The organism is Enterobacter sp. RHBSTW-00994 (assembly GCF_013782625.1).
Lineage (GTDB): Bacteria > Pseudomonadota > Gammaproteobacteria > Enterobacterales > Enterobacteriaceae > Enterobacter.
This window is the reverse complement of record NZ_CP056199.1, coordinates 1,545,211-1,558,849: the sequence shown is the minus strand read 5'-3', so window position 1 is coordinate 1,558,849 and position 13,639 is coordinate 1,545,211. Positions and strand designations below refer to the sequence as shown.

The window sequence follows — 13,639 nt, the reverse complement described above, 5'->3', positions numbered from 1 at the left end:
GGCATTTTTATTTATGGCTTATTCACGCGCCAGCGCATCGACCGGATCAAGACGGGCTGCGTTTCGTGCAGGCAACCAGCCAAATAACACGCCGGTAAAGGTTGAGCATAAAAAAGCCGTCAGGATCGCCACAGGAGAGAAACCGATTTCCCAGCCGGGCAAAAACAGTTGTAAGGCGAACGCAATCATCATCGAGAGAGCAATCCCCATCGCCCCGCCAACCAGACACACCAGCACCGCTTCAATCAAAAACTGCTGCAGTACATCGCTTGCTCTGGCCCCGACTGCCATACGAATGCCAATCTCCCGCGTACGCTCTGTCACCGATACCAGCATGATATTCATCACGCCAATCCCACCGACAACCAGTGAAATCACGGCAACCAGCGTCAGGAACATCTGAAGAGTACGTGTGGTCTTTTCGGCCGTTTTCAAGAGGCCGTCCATATTCCAGGTGAAGAAATCTTTCTTCCCGTGGCGTAACGTTAACAGCCGTTCAAGCTGTTGTTCAGCCTGCGAACTGTCGTAGCCTTCTTTTACACGCACGGTGATGGAGTTGAGCCACGACTGGCCCATAATCCGCCCGGAAATAGTGCTATATGGCAGCCATACGCGCAGGATTTTACTGCTGCCAAACATCGACTGCTTCTCTTCCGCGACGCCAATCACCGTCGCGGGCATATTGCCCACCAGAATGACCTCCCCCACCACACTGGCCTTATTGGGGAACAGCTGTCGGCGCGAGTTGATATCAAGAACTACCACCTGTGCCCTGCCCGCGAGTTGTTCAGCATTGAAGGTGGTCCCCTCGCTGAAGGTCATCCCGTAGACGTTGAAGTAATCACCGCTTACGCCGTTCGCACTTGCCGCCACATCAATATTGCCGTAGCGCAGGCGCAGGTTTTGCGACACCGCCGGCGTGGCCGAATTGACCCAGGGTTGTCGCTGTATCGCGGTCAGGTCATCGTATTTCAGCGCCTGCTGATACTGAGGCTCATCATCACCAAAATCTTTACCGGGATAGACATCAATGGTATTCGTCCCAATCGCGCGAATGTCTGCCAGCACAAGTTGCTTGGCTGCATCGCCCACCACCACAATCGACACCACAGAAGCAATGCCGATAATGATGCCGAGCATGGTGAGCAACGTCCGCATTTTATTGGCTGCCATCGCCAGCCAGGCCATTGTCAGCGCCTCCCGGAAACCGCTGACGAACTGCCCCCAGCCCGATGTGGCGGGCAACGCCTCTTTGTGTACCCCAGTCTGCACACGTCCGGGTGGAGGATTGCTGACCAGTTCGCCATCACGGATCTCGATGATCCGCTCGGCTTGCGCCGCCACCAGCGGATCGTGTGTAACAATAATCACCGTGTGCCCCTGATCGCGTAACTGATGAAGGATAGCCATAACCTCTTCCCCCGAATGGCTATCAAGCGCCCCGGTGGGCTCATCAGCCAGGATCACCTGTCCACCGTTCATCAGTGCGCGGGCAATGCTGACACGCTGCTGCTGCCCCCCCGATAACTGCGACGGCTGATAATCCACACGCTCCGCCAGCCCAAGGCGCGTTAACAGCGCCTGCGCGCGCTCAAGCCGCTTTTTACGCTCTATACCGGCATACACCGCCGGAACCTCAACGTTTTGCGCCGCGCTCAGGTGGGAAAGCAGATGATAACGCTGGAAGATAAAGCCGAAATGTTCCCGGCGCAGTTTTGCCAGCGCATCGCCATCGAGGGTGGATACATCCGTTCCCGCAACGCGATACGTCCCGCTGGTGGGTTTGTCCAGGCAGCCAAGAATGTTCATCAGCGTGGATTTACCGGAACCCGAGGCGCCCACGATCGCCACCATTTCTCCGGCTTCCACCTGCAGCGAAATGCCCTTAAGTACGTCCACCGGCCCATCTCCCGACGGGTAACTGCGGCGAATCGCATTCAGCTCAAGCAATGCCGTCATTTCGCAGCTCCAGGCAGACTTTCGCTGATCACCACCTCGTCGCCCTCTTCCAGCCCTTTGACAATGACGACATCGGTGTCATTTCGTGCCCCTATCGTCACCTCACGCTCACGCGTTTCGCCAGTGCGCAACACTTTCACCTTGTAGCGATTCTCTCCCGCCGTTTCGCCCAAAGCGGAAAGCGGAACGGTCAGGACATTTTTTACTCCCGTCAGTTGGATATGAACCTGTGCCGTCATGTCCAGACGCAACACGCCCTGCGGGTTAGGAACCTCGAAACGGGCATAGTAGAAGATAGCGTCGTTTACTTTTTCCGGTGTCGGCAGGATATCTTTGAGCACACCTTCGTAACGGGTTTGCGGGTCGCCAAGCACTGTAAACCAGGCATTTTGCCCCGGTTTAAGATGGATAACATCGGCTTCCGACACCTGCGCTTTTACCAGCATCGTTCCCATATCGGCCAGCGTGAGGATATTTGGCGCTTGTTGAGCCGCAATCACCGTTTGCCCCTGAAGCGTGGTGATTTGCGTAACTTCACCGGCCATTGGCGCCACGATGCGCGTGTAGTCGAGGTTCGTTTTTGCCGTATCGAGCGTGGCCTGATTGCGCTTAATCTGGGCGTCAATTGTGCCCATCTGCGCCTGTTTTACCGCCAGTTGCGTCGCGGAGGTATCCAGATCCTGCTTCGATATCGCCTGGGTTTTGGCAAGCGCCTGCTGACGTGCCAGCGTTACCTTCGCGAGGTTACGCTCTGCTTCCGCCTGGCTGCGCTGGGCACGCAGCTCCATTAGTGTTGCTTCCACTTCACGGATCTGGTTTTCAGCCTGTTCAGGATCAATCACCCCCAGTAACTGGCCTTTTTTTACCTTATCGCCAATCTCAACCGACAGCGTTTTTAACTGGCCGCTCACCTGTGCCCCTACGTCAACTTTACGCAACGCATCCAGTTTCCCCGTCGCCAGTACACTTTGTTGCAGCTCACCTGGGCGAACAATCAGTGTTTGATATTGTGGAACAGGCGCATTTAACACCTGCCATAACCAAAATCCACCCGCCAACACAACCACGGCCAGCAGCAGAAGCAGCTTCCTGCGTTTTCCCTTGAGGTTCATAAATATTCCAAATAAGTGTCCTGGCAATCATAACCGTTGATTCTATCTAAACAGCCCTTCAACGAAACCCCTGTTTCTTATAATGGTCATAAATTGTTTACGAGATGTTGATAATTCGCCTGCTGAAATAGAGATCTTCCTAAAAGCAGTCGGGATCTATCATGTCTTCTATCGTCGATACACCTTATTCACAACAGCCACAACCTAAATCTGGCTGGCAGCTCTTTACGAGCCTGGCATCAGGCGCGCTCACCCCAGGGTTGGCGTGGCAAAACCCATCCTATCGTCGTAAATTCATGTTACGTTCGCTGGCTACACCGTTTAGCACCGCTCGTCTGCTGACAAGCCTTGCAAAGCAACCACGTCTGATGCAAATGCTCCAGGTGCAGCCTGGTCTGCCGTGTCGTCTTCACCGTCCGTGGCTTACCGTTAATATGAACCGCCAGCAGTCTCTGGAATCACTTAACTGCCATTACCAGACGATGAGCCGTAAGCTTCCACCTGTGTTGATGAACGGTTATTTGTCTAAACAGGGTGTGACACTGCTAACGCTGACAGGCAAAGACGAACAGCAATTTACCGTGCGTCTGTGTGCCGATGCGTTTCTCGACAAAGAAGGCGAAGCAACAATTGCATTCTGCGACCATCAAAACACCGTACTGGCAGAAATGACCTTTACGTTGTGCCAGTTTGAGGGCAAGTCCACGCTCTTCATTGGTGGATTACAGGGAGCCAAATCGTATGTCTCCCATGAACTCATCCAGGGCGCAACCAAAGCATGCCACGGTTTATTCCCGAAACGTCTTCTGGTTGAAACGGCCATGACGCTGGGTGCAGCCTTCCCGGTAGAACAGATTGTTGCCGTGAGTAACGCCACCCACATCTATCGCAGCTGGCGTTATCGCAAGAAAAAAGAAGGTAAGTTGCTGGCAGATTATGACAGCTTCTGGCTCTCCCTTGGCGGAGAGCAATCCAGCAGTGGTAACTTCGTGATGCCGCTGACCATGCCGCGTAAACCGATGGAAGAGATTGCCAGCAAGAAACGCTCGGAATACCGCCGTCGCTATGAGTTACTGGACAGCCTGATTGACCAGGTCAAACAGGCCACTCACAGTTAATCCGCTCTCCCGCGTGCCAGCCACATCACGCGGGAGAACATTTTGCGCAGCAGAGTTGGTACAGACTCAACGCCCCGTTTTCCCGCTTCCGTTGCAACTTCTATCGCTAAATCCGGTTTTGACGATCGATGAATGGCTTTAGCGATCACTCGCCGCATATTCATCGGCACATCGACAGGAACCATTGCGACGCGATGGAAAACATCATCAAAGCCCTGTCGATACATGAAATGCTCCATGTCCATGGCGGGTAATACCGTCAGATGATCCCGCTCTTCATCACGGTCATTGTTCAGCAGGCCACGCACGGTTGAGGCATATTTTTTACCGGCTTCATCACCATCCACCAGCACGTGCCATTCAATCCCCATCCGACGGGCAAATTTGATCAGTGGCTTTAATCCCGATTGCGCAAACTCGATGACTTTAATGCCTTCCGCATCGAAATGATGACCGCACTGGCGCGCAAGCTCGTTAATCACCCAGGTCTCGGTTTCCCCTTCGACCAGTAGCCAGCAACGTGCAAACAGCGATGACGCACGATTAAAACGAATATGAAACGCAATACGACGCCCGTCTTCCGCGCTTAATCCGCCTGGACCAAGGCGGTAAGCGGAAACGCGTGATGATTCACGCACCAGACGGCAGACGTATTCCACCGGCGTCAGCGATAACAGCTCACCGGAGTTGGTGGTGGTAATACGCTGAAGGGGCAAGAGATTAAGCAAATGCCAGGCAACGGAGAGCATGATGGGATGCAGACGCGTTTCGGGATCTTCCACTAACAGCAACGGGCGCGCATCCCGGTCCAGCCGGACCGTACCTTTGGCCTGCAAGAGTGTGGAAAACAATCCCAGCAAAATAACCCGATGAGTTCGACCTCCAGGTTTGTCGATCATCCGGTTAATGATATCGAGGTAACGCCAGCTACGCTGCTCGTCATGAGAGCGGCGACGCATCAGCCGGTTTCGGGAAGGCGATATTCCCTGCTCAGAAAAGTAATGCTCCAGCAATTGCACCATGGCAGACAGCCCCTGGCGGATCTGGCCGTCGGTTAAATTCTGTGGCCGGGAAACCAGTTCTCGCGCCAGAAAATCCAGCTCACGGGCGGTAACTTCCGCTTCAGGCATATTGGGGACTGTGCCGTTGCGAATACGGCGCATAAAACGCGCATCGCGCAAACGCAGGACCGGCATCAAACGTATCAGATGACGCGCCTGATCATCGATATTCTCCAGCGGGATCGGGTTGCCTTTCGCATCGAGGAATTCACGCAGGGTCAGTACGCCCTCGGTTTCATCCAGCTCACCTTCAAGGCGGTAAAAAATGCGGTGATAGTCGTCATCACATTGCACCCAGCAGGGCGACATTGGCCGGAAGCGACGCACGCGGTGACGCCCTGGCTCAGCTTCCCGAAATGTCAGAATAATATGCAGATGCTTTTCGCGCCCCATGACATCACCTGGCGGGAACCAGAAATCATCATGCACGAAATGGTATAAATCGTCTTCGGGGGAAAGCAGTAGCGTAAGCGCATCCAGCAGGCTGGACTTACCCCAGGCGTTTTCCCCAATCAGGACATTGTTCTGCTCCAGCATTAGCGATAACCGATTAATGCCACGAAACCCTACGATATCGACACGTTCGAGAAGCATACACCCTCCGGGTAACAGAACTTTTTTCCTTCAAGTTATCAGCAGTATAACGGCTCGTACGCAGACAGGACACTCCCGGAAAGTCAGGTTATGTCGACAGAACGCAATAAATTGCGAATTTTCATGTCAGGTTTCATTTGAAATATTGGTTTAGCGAAAGAAACTCTGTTTTCAGAATTGAACTATGCTTTATTCACCTCCCGTTCGAACAAGGATTGACATCACATTGCCTTAAATCAAATTAATCGAATTTATTTAAGTGGCGAAGGGGTGTTGTTGGTTTCTAAAATACTCGCTCTTTGAGTCGTCATCCCTTTATGGCGATATAACCCGTGCGCAGGATAGCGCCCGGACATTTTAATTGAGGTGGTTATGTTCAGAAAATTAGCGGCAGAATGTTTCGGTACATTCTGGCTGGTGTTTGGTGGCTGCGGTAGTGCAGTTCTGGCAGCAGCATTTCCGGAATTAGGGATTGGTTTTGTCGGTGTCGCGCTGGCTTTTGGCTTAACCGTTTTAACTATGGCGTTTGCCGTGGGACATATTTCCGGCGGTCATTTTAACCCGGCGGTGACATTAGGACTCTGGGCTGGCGGACGTTTCCCGGCGAAAGAGGTGATTGGCTATATTGTTGCTCAGGTCGTCGGTGGCATTATTGCAGCCGCAGTGCTGTATGTTATTGCCAGCGGCAAAGCAGGCTTTGACGCAGCGGCCAGCGGCTTTGCCTCTAACGGTTATGGTGAACACTCACCAGGCGGCTACTCTATGCTGTCTGCTATCGTGATTGAAATTGTACTGACCGCAGGCTTCCTGCTGGTTATTCACGGTGCAACGGACAAACACGCGCCAGCCGGTTTCGCCCCTATTGCTATCGGCCTGGCATTAACGCTGATTCACCTGATTTCTATTCCAGTAACCAATACTTCCGTTAACCCGGCCCGTAGCACCGCAGTCGCTATTTTCCAGGGCGGTTGGGCACTTGAACAGCTGTGGCTGTTCTGGGTGATGCCAATCATCGGCGGTATTCTGGGTGGTGTGCTGTATCGCACTCTGCTGGAAAAACGCGATTAACCATACTTTCCCCTCTCCCGATGGGAGAGGGTCGGAATGCGGAATTAAGGTCCCACGTTCCCACGCAAATAAAGCCGGGTAAGCGTTAGCGCTGCCCGGCTTTATTTTGTCACTTTACTGGGCAGCCTTTATTGGGTAGTGTCTCTGGCGCTAAGCAGATACTCAAAAGGACCGGCGGTTCATGTTTTCAGGACTCCTCATCATTCTTCTGCCCCTGATCGTGGGCTACCTTATTCCTTTGCACCAGGTTTCAGCATTAAAGCTGATCAATCGCTTTCTCAGCTGGATTGTTTACGTCATTCTTTTCTTTATGGGGATAAGCCTGGCGTTTCTGGATAATCTCGCCACCAACCTGCTGTCGATCCTTCATTATTCCGCCGTAACTATTGTGGTTATTTTAGCGTGCAATATTGCCGCGCTTTTCTGGCTGGAACGGACGATTCCGTGGAAAAATCACCACCAGCAAGAAAAACTCCCTTCGCGTATTGCCATGGCCATTGAATCATTAAAACTCTGTGGCGTAGTCGTACTTGGTTTCCTGCTTGGCCTAACGGGATGGGCATTTTTAAAACATGCAACACAAGCCAGCGAATATACCCTGATTTTCCTTTTGTTCCTGATTGGTATTCAGCTACGCAATAATGGTATGACACTGAAACAGATTGTCCTGAATCGCCGGGGAATGATTGTCGCGGTTGTTGTGGTGGCCAGTTCACTTATTGGTGGCGTGATTAATGCCTTTATCCTCGACCTGCCGCTAAAAACCGGGCTGGCGATGGCGTCCGGGTTTGGCTGGTATTCGCTTTCCGGCATTCTGTTAACCGAATCATTCGGTCCGGTGATTGGCAGTTCAGCCTTCTTTAACGACCTGGCGCGTGAGTTGATTGCCATTATGCTGATCCCTGGCCTTGTACGCCGCAGTCGCTCTACTGCGCTGGGGTTGTGCGGCGCGACATCAATGGACTTTACCCTGCCGGTCCTGCAGCGTTCAGGTGGGCTTGAGCTCGTTCCCGCCGCCATTGTGCATGGTTTTATTTTAAGCCTGCTGGTTCCCATCCTGATGGCGCTGTTCTCTGCCTGATACTTCTTTGGCGGTAGTTCCTCTGCCGCCAATATTGCGCTAAATCAATATCCCTCTATTTTGTAGCAGAAAGCCCTTTTCACCTTTCTGGCACAAGCATAACCTTAAACATGTATATCAAATATAACTTTAACAGGTGTGATTATGTTTTGTGTGCAATGTGAACAAACCATCCGTACCCCGGCAGGCAATGGCTGCTCCTACGCGCAAGGTATGTGCGGTAAAACCGCAGAGACATCAGATTTACAGGATCTGCTGATTGCTGCCCTGCAAGGGCTTTCCGCATGGGCTGCAAAAGCCCGTGAATACGGCATCATCGACCACTATGTCGACAATTTCGCCCCCCGCGCTTTTTTCTCCACACTGACTAACGTTAACTTCGATTCCCCGCGCATTGTGGGTTATGCCCGCGAAGCCATCGCCCTGCGTGAAGCGCTGAAAGCGCAAAGCCTGAGTGCCGATGCCACCGCCTGCGTTGATAACCCCATGGCGGGTCTGCAACTGGTAAGCGACGATCTGGGCGAATTGCAGCGTCAGGCCGCCGAATTTACCCCGAACAAAGACAAAGCCGCGATTGGCGAGAACATTCTGGGTCTGCGCCTGCTGTGTCTGTACGGCCTGAAAGGTGCGGCTGCCTATATGGAACACGCCCACGTATTAGGTCAGTACGACAATGATATTTACGCGCAGTACCACAACATTATGGCGTGGCTGGGCACATGGCCGTCCGATATGAATGCACTGCTGGAATGTTCAATGGAAATTGGCCAGATGAACTTCAAAGTGATGAGCATTCTGGATGCCGGAGAAACCCTCACTTACGGTCACCCAACGCCAACACAGGTGAACGTGAAAGCGACCGAAGGGAAATGCATCCTGATTTCCGGGCATGACCTCAAAGATCTCTATAATCTGCTGCAACAAACCGAAGGGACGGGCGTGAATGTCTATACCCATGGTGAAATGCTGCCTGCGCACGGTTATCCGGAGCTGCGTAAATTCAAACACCTGGTCGGTAACTACGGCAGTGGCTGGCAGAACCAGCAGGTAGAGTTTGCCCGCTTCCCTGGCCCTATCGTGATGACATCCAACTGCATCATCGACCCAACCGTCGGTGCATATGACGATCGGATCTGGACGCGCAGCATCGTCGGCTGGCCGGGTGTGAGCCACCTTGAAGGCGATGATTTCGGCCCGGTGATCGCCCAGGCCCAGCAGATGGCAGGCTTCCCGTACAGCGAAATTGAACACCTGATCACCGTCGGCTTTGGCCGCGAAACCCTGCTGGGTGCTGCAGATTCCTTAATCGACCTGGTGAGCCGCGAAAAACTGCGTCATATCTTCCTGATTGGCGGTTGCGATGGCGCACGTGGTGAACGTAACTACTTCACCGATTTCGCTACCAGCGTACCGCAGGATTGCCTGATCCTGACACTGGCCTGCGGTAAATACCGTTTCAATAAACTGGACTTCGGCAACATCGAAGGCCTGCCACGTCTGGTAGATGCGGGTCAGTGTAACGATGCCTACTCCGCCATTATTCTGGCCGTCACCCTGGCGGAAAAACTGGGCTGCGGCGTGAACGACCTGCCGCTGTCTCTGGTGCTTTCCTGGTTCGAGCAAAAAGCGATTGTGATCCTGCTGACCCTGCTCTCTCTGGGCGTGACCAATATTGTCACCGGGCCAACGGCTCCCGGTTTCCTGACGCCGGACCTGCTCGCCGTCCTGAACGAGAAATTTGGTCTGCGTTCTGTGACTACCGTTGAAGAAGATATGCAGCAACTGCTGAGCGCGTAAGGAGCCATTCATGACGATGCCAACCTCACAATGTCCGTGGCGGATGCAGGTTCATCACATCCATCAGGAGACGCCGGATGTGTGGACGCTCTCGCTGCTGTGCCATGACTACTATCCGTACCGTGCAGGTCAGTACGCGCTGGTCAGCGTTCGCCACTCTGCCGATACCCTTCGCGCTTATACGATCTCGTCTACGCCGGGCGTGAGCGAGTACATTACGCTCACCATCCGTCGGATTGATGACGGCGCAGGTTCCCAGTGGCTGACTCGTGACGTAAAACGCGGAGATTACATCTGGCTGTCTGATGCTCAGGGGGATTTCACCTGCGATGACAAGGCTGAAGATAAATTCCTGCTGCTGGCAGCCGGTTGTGGCGTGACGCCGGTGATGTCGATGCGCCGCTGGCTGGCAAAAAACCGTCCTCAGGCCGACGTACAGGTGATTTTCAGCGTGCGTTCACCCGACGATGTCATTTTTGCCGACGAATGGCGCAATTATCCCGTCACGCTGGTGGCTGAAAACAACGCCACCCACGGTTTTGTGCCGGGTCGTCTGAGCCGTGAACTGCTGCAAAGCGTACCGGACATTGCCAGCCGAACGGTAATGACCTGTGGCCCAGCGCCGTACATGGATATCGTGGAAAAAGAGGTGACAGCACTGGGTGTGACCCGCTTCTTCAAAGAGCAATTCTTCACGCCCGTTGCTGAAGCCGCCACCAGCGGCATCAAATTCACTAAGCTGCAACCGGCGCAGACATTCTTTGGTCGTGTGGGGAGTACGCTGCTGGATGCGCTGGAAAGCAACAACGTGCCCGTGGTTGCCGCCTGTCGCGCTGGTGTATGTGGTTGCTGTAAAACGAAAGTGGTTGAGGGTAACTACACCGTCACCAGCACCATGACGTTAACGGACGCAGAGATTGCCGAAGGCTACGTACTGGCGTGCTCCTGCCATCCGCAGGGTGATTTGGTCCTGGCCTGATAACCTGTGCCCGGCGGTACTGCTGCTGGGCACAGTTTTTCGTAGTGGTCATTTCAGGGGGTTGATGCAGGATTAATCGCCACCCTGTGCGGGTCTGCTGATGTGAATGTTTAAGCTGCCAGTGAACGTTCCAATCCTTAAACGTTGACCCTTTCGATTTTTCTAAGCTGCCTGTACGGCAGTGAACTTGACGCGGTTATTTGTGGAGGTGTTATTCGGTTTCTAAGCTGCCTGTACGGCAGTGAACGAATGGGTTCTGTGTAATGATGAGTTACCACCTTTCTAAGCTGCCTGTACGGCAGTGAACGCGAATGAAAACGCAGCGCTTAACCGCCAACTTTTCTAAGCTGCCTGTACGGCAGTGAACTGAAGCAATCTACACCTATCCTGTTGTCTAATAAACAGAATTATTCTTTTTCCTGAAAAAAACCCTTTTTTCCTCACCGTTATTTCAAGCCAAGAAAATCAATAGGTTATAACCGGCAAATAAAAAAGGGTCCGCAGACCCTTTTTTAAAAAATCATTTCCGGTTAACAAGGAACAACGTTCACTGCCACGCCGGATCTTTCGCCAGGGCATAACGTCCTGCGCCTAGAAATGCGACGGCAAGCGCGCCAATAAAGAAATAGACCAGGCTTTCAATCGCCCATGCGCCCACCGCATCCAGCGCGAACGTTTCGCCTGTTCCCACCATCAGCCATGCCACGACCATTGTAAATGCCAGTACCAGCGCAGCGGGACGCGTGAAGATCCCCAGAATAATCAGAACCGGCGCGACCACTTCCCCCACTAACACACCGTAGGCGATAAAACCGGGCAGCCCTTTTTCCACCAGCATGCCGCTGATGAAACCCACGCCACCAAAGAGTTTGTGTAAACCGTGAAACAGCATCAACCCGCCGACGGCGAGTCGTAACAAAAGTTTGCCAAGATCGTCGCACGCTAGCTTTTTATTAACAGTAATTAACAATGATTTAACCATCTGAAATGATTCCTGTTTTCACCCGAGGTTTCATCAGACTAATCTGAATAGATACCAATGAAAAGCACCTTTTAATGGTGGGGAATTACCGGGCGTTGCGGTGAGTTTCATCTAAGCTTGTAAGCGATATCACAAAAAGGAGACGGACAACCATGAAACAAACCGTAGCTGCCTATATTGCCAAAACGCTTGAACAGGCAGGTGTAAAACGCATCTGGGGTGTCACTGGCGACTCGCTTAACGGGCTAAGTGACAGCCTCAATAAGATGAAAACTATCGAATGGATGCCGACTCGCCACGAAGAAGTGGCTGCATTTGCCGCTGGAGCCGAAGCGCAACTCACGGGTGAGCTGGCAGTTTGTGCCGGGTCATGCGGGCCGGGGAATTTGCATTTAATTAACGGCCTGTTCGACTGTCATCGCAATCATGTTCCGGTGCTGGCGATTGCCGCCCACATTCCCTCGACCGAAATCGGCAGCGGCTATTTTCAGGAAACGCATCCTCAGGAGCTGTTCCGTGAATGCAGCCACTATTGCGAGCTGGTCTCCACCCCGGAGCAGATCCCCCAGGTGCTGGCAATTGCCCTGCGTAAAGCGGTGCTGAACCGTGGCGTTTCAGTGGTGGTATTACCCGGTGATGTTGCGCTGAAAGCTGCGCCTGAAAGCGCCAGCACACACTGGTATCACGCGCCGCAGCCGATGGTTATCCCTCCCGAAGAAGAGCTGAAAAAACTGGCTCAACTGCTGCGCTATTCCAGCAACATTGCCCTGATGTGCGGCAGCGGCTGCGCCGGAGCACACAAAGAGCTCCTGGAATTTGCCGGAAAACTGAAAGCGCCAATTGTCCACGCCCTGCGTGGCAAGGAGCACGTGGAATACGATAACCCTTATGATGTCGGTATGACCGGGCTTATCGGCTTCTCTTCCGGGTTCCACACCATGATGAATGCCGACACGCTGGTATTGCTCGGAACACAATTCCCCTATCGTCCTTTCTACCCTGCCGATGCCAAAATCATTCAGATTGATATCAACCCCGCCAGTATTGGTGCGCACAGCAAAGTCGATATGGCGCTGATAGGCGATATCAAAGCAACGCTTGCCGCCCTGTTGCCCCATCTGGAAGAGAAAACCGATCGTCAGTTCCTCGACAAGGCGCTGAGTGATTATCGCGAAGCACGTAAGGGTCTGGATGACCTGGCAAAACCCAGTGAGAAAGCCATTCACCCGCAGTATCTGGCGCAGCAGATCAGCCATTTCGCGGCAGATGACGCTATCTTCACCTGTGATGTTGGTACGCCGACCGTGTGGGCTGCGCGCTATCTGAAAATGAATGGTAAACGCCGCCTGCTCGGCTCGTTCAACCACGGCTCGATGGCAAACGCCATGCCACAGGCGCTGGGTGCGAAAGCCACCGTACCGGATCGCCAGGTGGTCGCGATGTGTGGCGATGGCGGGTTCAGCATGTTGATGGGGGATTTTTTGTCTGTCGCACAGATGAAGCTTCCGCTCAAAATCGTGGTCTTTAACAACAGCGTGCTCGGTTTTGTGGCGATGGAGATGAAAGCCGGGGGGTATCTGACGGATGGGACAGAACTGCACGATACCCACTTCGCCCGTATTGCCGAAGCCTGCGGCATCACCGGGATCCGCGTTGAAAAAGCCTCCGAGGTAGATGAAGCACTGCAGCGAGCCTTCTCCATCGACGGCCCTGTTCTGGTGGATGTGGTGGTCGCAAAAGAAGAACTGGCTATCCCACCACAGATCAAACTGGAGCAGGCCAAAGGCTTTAGCCTCTACATGTTGCGCGCCATCATTAACGGGCGCGGAGATGAAGTCATTGAACTGGCAAAAACCAACTGGCTCAGGTAAAACATCTGGCATCGCCT

10 protein-coding genes and 1 CRISPR repeat array are annotated in these 13,639 nt (G+C 53.2%); of the genes, 6 read left to right on the top strand and 4 right to left on the bottom strand.

The window, feature by feature from the left end:
• Positions 1 to 18 precede the first annotated feature (18 nt).
• Complete coding sequence (macB, locus tag HV346_RS07335) at positions 19 to 1,959, bottom strand: macrolide ABC transporter ATP-binding protein/permease MacB (RefSeq protein ID WP_181622872.1); 1,941 nt, start codon at positions 1,957 to 1,959, stop codon at positions 19 to 21.
• Complete coding sequence (gene macA / locus HV346_RS07330; RefSeq protein WP_181622871.1) at positions 1,956 to 3,071, bottom strand: macrolide transporter subunit MacA; 1,116 nt, start codon at positions 3,069 to 3,071, stop codon at positions 1,956 to 1,958. Before macA ends, macB begins: the two co-directional genes overlap by 4 nt.
• A 161-nt stretch (positions 3,072 to 3,232) precedes the next feature.
• Here macA and HV346_RS07325 point away from each other — a divergent pair, with 161 nt between their 5' ends.
• A complete protein-coding gene (locus HV346_RS07325; RefSeq protein ID WP_181622870.1) occupies positions 3,233 to 4,189 on the top strand; it encodes a VirK/YbjX family protein in 957 nt (318 codons plus the stop codon).
• Here HV346_RS07325 and HV346_RS07320 read toward each other — a convergent pair.
• On the bottom strand, positions 4,186 to 5,844 hold the full coding sequence (locus HV346_RS07320; protein WP_181622869.1) for an ATP-dependent endonuclease: 1,659 nt from the start codon (positions 5,842 to 5,844) through the stop codon (positions 4,186 to 4,188). The two genes, HV346_RS07325 and HV346_RS07320, sit on opposite strands and share 4 nt — an antisense overlap.
• A 372-nt stretch (positions 5,845 to 6,216) precedes the next feature.
• Here HV346_RS07320 and aqpZ point away from each other — a divergent pair, with 372 nt between their 5' ends.
• The 4 genes from aqpZ (at position 6,217) to hcr (ending at position 10,769) form a co-directional block, all read left to right on the top strand.
• Complete coding sequence (gene aqpZ / locus HV346_RS07315; protein ID WP_181622868.1) at positions 6,217 to 6,912, top strand: aquaporin Z; 696 nt, start codon at positions 6,217 to 6,219, stop codon at positions 6,910 to 6,912.
• A gap of 181 nt (positions 6,913 to 7,093) precedes the next feature.
• Positions 7,094 to 7,993, top strand: coding sequence for a lysine exporter LysO family protein (locus HV346_RS07310; RefSeq protein ID WP_181622867.1), 900 nt, complete (start codon positions 7,094 to 7,096; stop codon positions 7,991 to 7,993).
• A gap of 144 nt (positions 7,994 to 8,137) precedes the next feature.
• Positions 8,138 to 9,790 carry a hydroxylamine reductase gene (gene hcp, locus HV346_RS07305; RefSeq protein ID WP_181622866.1) on the top strand — a complete coding sequence of 551 codons (1,653 nt, stop codon included), beginning with the start codon at positions 8,138 to 8,140 and terminating at the stop codon, positions 9,788 to 9,790.
• 10 nt (positions 9,791 to 9,800) lie between these two features.
• Entirely contained in the window at positions 9,801 to 10,769 is a 969-nt protein-coding gene (hcr, locus tag HV346_RS07300; RefSeq protein ID WP_181622865.1) for an NADH oxidoreductase, read from the top strand.
• Positions 10,770 to 10,928: 159 nt separating this feature from the next.
• A CRISPR array of direct repeats spans positions 10,929 to 11,136; the repeat unit is 28 nt; unit sequence TTTCTAAGCTGCCTGTACGGCAGTGAAC.
• A 180-nt stretch (positions 11,137 to 11,316) separates the two neighbouring features.
• On the opposite strand, the gene HV346_RS07295 is transcribed toward hcr, so the two are convergent.
• Entirely contained in the window at positions 11,317 to 11,751 is a 435-nt protein-coding gene (locus HV346_RS07295) for a DoxX family protein (RefSeq protein WP_181622864.1), read from the bottom strand.
• Positions 11,752 to 11,903: 152 nt separating this feature from the next.
• Between HV346_RS07295 and poxB the strand changes: the two genes are divergently transcribed.
• Complete coding sequence (gene poxB, locus HV346_RS07290) at positions 11,904 to 13,622, top strand: ubiquinone-dependent pyruvate dehydrogenase (RefSeq protein WP_181622863.1); 1,719 nt, start codon at positions 11,904 to 11,906, stop codon at positions 13,620 to 13,622.
• Positions 13,623 to 13,639 lie beyond the last annotated feature (17 nt).

Coding starts and splice junctions, on each gene's coding strand:
- aqpZ (WP_181622868.1), top strand. CDS start 6,217: ATGTTCAGAAAATTAGCGGCAGAATGTTTCGGTACATTCTGGCTGGTG.
- HV346_RS07325 (WP_181622870.1), top strand. CDS start 3,233: ATGTCTTCTATCGTCGATACACCTTATTCACAACAGCCACAACCTAAA.
- macB (WP_181622872.1), bottom strand. CDS start 1,959: ATGACGGCATTGCTTGAGCTGAATGCGATTCGCCGCAGTTACCCGTCG.
- hcp (WP_181622866.1), top strand. CDS start 8,138: ATGTTTTGTGTGCAATGTGAACAAACCATCCGTACCCCGGCAGGCAAT.
- macA (WP_181622871.1), bottom strand. CDS start 3,071: ATGAACCTCAAGGGAAAACGCAGGAAGCTGCTTCTGCTGCTGGCCGTG.
- HV346_RS07320 (WP_181622869.1), bottom strand. CDS start 5,844: ATGCTTCTCGAACGTGTCGATATCGTAGGGTTTCGTGGCATTAATCGG.
- hcr (WP_181622865.1), top strand. CDS start 9,801: ATGACGATGCCAACCTCACAATGTCCGTGGCGGATGCAGGTTCATCAC.
- poxB (WP_181622863.1), top strand. CDS start 11,904: ATGAAACAAACCGTAGCTGCCTATATTGCCAAAACGCTTGAACAGGCA.
- HV346_RS07295 (WP_181622864.1), bottom strand. CDS start 11,751: ATGGTTAAATCATTGTTAATTACTGTTAATAAAAAGCTAGCGTGCGAC.
- HV346_RS07310 (WP_181622867.1), top strand. CDS start 7,094: ATGTTTTCAGGACTCCTCATCATTCTTCTGCCCCTGATCGTGGGCTAC.